1 protein-coding gene is annotated in these 2,650 nt (G+C 77.5%); it reads right to left on the bottom strand.

The genetic code is table 11. The features are described 5' to 3' along the window. Nucleotides 1-2,406: condensation domain-containing protein (locus AB0I98_RS49725; protein ID WP_362953135.1), on the bottom strand; the 2,406-nt coding region annotated here is incomplete at its 3' end. Nucleotides 2,407-2,650 lie beyond the last annotated feature (244 nt).

Below are 2,650 nucleotides of genomic sequence, written 5' to 3'. Positions count from 1 at the left end.
GGCGTGCAGCATCCGGGCGTGGCCGTCGGCGTCGGCCGCGGCGGCGGTGAGCACCACCAGCGGCGGCCGCCGGCCGCCGGCCGCGATACGGCGGGCGATCTCGTAGGCGACGCTTCCGCCGCCGGAGAACCCGCCCAGGACGAGGAGTTGCCCCGCATCGGCCCAGGGCCGCAGCGCGGTGTGGCGGGCGTGCGCCCCGCCGGGCCCGGAGCGCAGCAGGACGATCTCCTCCGGGCCCCGGTAGGCGCGGGCGAGCCGGTCGTAGCGCGAGCGCGGGGTGCCGTGGGTCTGCAGCAGGCAGACGGTGCCGGCGCCGGCGGCCTGGGCGGGGCGCAGCGGGACGAGCAGCGGCTCCGCCTCGGTGGCCGGCACCCCGCCCACGGGGTCGCGGGCCACGGTGGTGTCCTGGTCGTGGGACGGCGAGAGGGCCTCGGCGGCGTCGGCGACGGCGGACAGCAGGTCCAGGATGTCGGCGACGGTCGTGGAGTCGCCCGCCACATAGGGCAGTTCGCCCAGCAGCAGGGCGCTGTGGGTCAGCACGCCGGCCGCGTCCTCGAGGCGGGCCCGGTCGTAGAAGGCGGTCAGCACGAGCCGGCCGTCGCCGTCGTGGTGGGCGACGAGGGTGAGCGGGAAGGCGGTGCGGGCGCCCAGGGCATCGGGCTCTTCGACGCGGATGCCCTGGGCGGCGAGGGCGTCCGCGAGGTCGTCGGGGTCGTGCGGCCTGCTCTCGAAGACCAGCAGGGTGCCGTCCTCCCCGGCCGGCGCCGGCTGCGGCTGCGGGGTGGCCCAGGTGCGGGCCTGGCCCGGGGAGATCCACTCGTAGGCCGACATGTCCAGGGCGCGGTCGCGGAGTTCGGCGAGCAGGGTGGCCACGGTGGTGCGGGGGTCGACCTCGATGGACAGCGGCAGCGCGGTGCGCAGCGCGGCCGGCAGGCGCTGTGCGCCCTCGAAGGAGATGCCGCGCCCGGAGGCGGTGACGTCGAAGCGGACCCGGACCGCGGAGGCGGCCCCGCGGGCCCGGTACAGCAGCAGCGCCCAGACGGCCTGCAGGACGCTGCTCTCCGTACTGCCCCAGTGCGCGGCCCAGGTACCCAGGCGCTCGGTCTGCGCGGCGGTCAGCCGCAGCCGGGCGCGGGCGACGACGGCAGGCGGCTCCACCGACGCCGACCGGTCCGTGCCGGTGGGCGGCTGCACCGACGCCGGACGGTCCGTGCCGGTGGGCGGCTGCACCGACGCCGGACGGTCCGCACCGGCAGCAAGCGGCGCAACCGACAACGGCTGGTCCGCACCGGCAGCAGGCGGCGCAACCGACGCCGGACGGTCCGCACCGGCAGCAAGCGGCGCAACCGACGCCGGACGGTCCACGCCGGCGACGGGCGGCACCACCGACGCCGGACGGTCCGTGCCGGTGGGCGGCTGCACCGACAACGACCGGTCCGTGCCGGTGGCGGGCGGCTTCGTCGGTGCCGGGTGGTCCGTGCCGGTGGTGGGGGGGACGGGCCAGGTGGCGGCGGTGGGCGGGAGCTGGGTGTGGGACCACAGGTCGCGGGCGGGGCCGGTGTCCTGGCGGGCGAGCCAGCGGCCGTAGTCGCGCAGGTCGGGCCGGCGTTCGCCGCCGGGCAGCCGGCCGCCGGCCAGATAGGCACGGTAGAACTCGCGCAGCAGCAGGCGTGCGCTGAAGTCGTCGAGCAGGGCGTGGTGGTAGGTGAGCAGCATCCGGGAGGGCACGGGCCGCCCACGTTCGGGGCCGCCGCCGAAGACGGTGACGCGCAGCGGGCCGGGCAGCCGCGGGTCGATGCCGCGCATACGGTCGTGTGCGAGCAGGTCGGGCCAGCGCACGGCGCCGTCCGGCAGCCACAGCACGGTGGCGTCGAGGTGCTCGTGCAGGACGATCAGAGGTTCGGGTCCGTCGTCGAAGGCGGCGCGCAGCACGCTCTCGCTGTCGGTGACGGACTGCCAGGCCGCGCGCACGCGTTCCAGGTCGAGCGGGCCGTGCCACAAGACGGTGAGCTGCTGGACGTGGCGGCCGGGGTGGGCGTCGCAGTCGGCGAGCAGTTCGCGCTGGAGCGGGGTCGCCGCGAGGCTGCGGGCGGGCTGGCCGCCGGGCAGCGGGTGGGTGAGCAGGTCGGCGAGCCGGCCGTAGGGGAAGGCGTCGGCCGGGGCGCCGGTGTCGTCGGGGGCGAGACGGAGCGCGTGGTGGCCGGGGCCGAGTTCGTCGATACGGTGCCGCCAGGCCCGGGCGCCCGGCCCGTGCACGGCGAGGTGGTCGAGGGCCGCGGTGAGCCGGGCCGGGTCGAGCGGGCCGCGCAGTTCCAGGGCGGGCACGTCGTAGGGCGGCCGGCCCAGGTCGACGACGACGGTCGTCGTCGCTTCGGGCGGCGGGGGTGAGGCGTGATCGGCGGTCATCGGATGTGCGGGGCACGCCCGTTCGCCGGCCGCGCGTACGGCGTGCTCTCGACGCGTACGGCGTGGTGCACGGCCGTGGCGAACGGCTGCGGAAGAACCCCCCTGCCTCCCCTCTCTGCGAGCGCGGAACGAGTATGCGCGGGGTCGCCCATACGGTCCTGATACGGCGCTGACACCGGGCTCAACGCTCCGCGGCACCCCCGCGGGACGCCCGCGGGGGTGCCGTGGTCGGCCGCCGGCCGGC

Origin of the sequence: Streptomyces sp. NPDC050211 (assembly GCF_040656035.1) — a bacterium.
Taxonomy (GTDB): Bacteria; Actinomycetota; Actinomycetes; order Streptomycetales; family Streptomycetaceae; genus Streptomyces.
This window is presented reverse-complemented; position numbering and strand designations above follow the sequence as displayed.